This window comes from Parabacteroides sp. 20_3 (genome assembly GCF_964238835.1).
In the GTDB taxonomy this organism is placed as follows: Bacteria; Bacteroidota; Bacteroidia; order Bacteroidales; family Tannerellaceae; genus Parabacteroides; species Parabacteroides distasonis.
Genome location: NZ_CAXSNO010000031.1, coordinates 1 through 514, shown reverse-complemented (window position 1 = coordinate 514; position 514 = coordinate 1). Strand labels below are relative to the sequence as shown.

General features: G+C 58.4%; 1 rRNA gene. It reads left to right on the top strand.

The window, feature by feature from the left end:
• Positions 1 to 495: ribosomal RNA gene (locus ACESPU_RS21720) — 16S ribosomal RNA — on the top strand; the annotation flags it as partial.
• Positions 496 to 514 lie beyond the last annotated feature (19 nt).

Here is a 514-nt window from a genome sequence, read left to right as displayed (position 1 = left end):
TTTGCGAGGTGCTGCATGGTTGTCGTCAGCTCGTGCCGTGAGGTGTCGGCTTAAGTGCCATAACGAGCGCAACCCTTGCCACTAGTTACTAACAGGTGATGCTGAGGACTCTGGTGGGACTGCCAGCGTAAGCTGCGAGGAAGGCGGGGATGACGTCAAATCAGCACGGCCCTTACATCCGGGGCGACACACGTGTTACAATGGCGTGGACAAAGGGAAGCCACCTGGCGACAGGGAGCGAATCCCCAAACCACGTCTCAGTTCGGATCGGAGTCTGCAACCCGACTCCGTGAAGCTGGATTCGCTAGTAATCGCGCATCAGCCATGGCGCGGTGAATACGTTCCCGGGCCTTGTACACACCGCCCGTCAAGCCATGGGAGCCGGGGGTACCTGAAGTCCGTAACCGAAAGGATCGGCCTAGGGTAAAACTGGTGACTGGGGCTAAGTCGTAACAAGGTAGCCGTACCGGAAGGTGCGGCTGGAACACCTCCTTTCTGGAGCGAAGGATTCCGT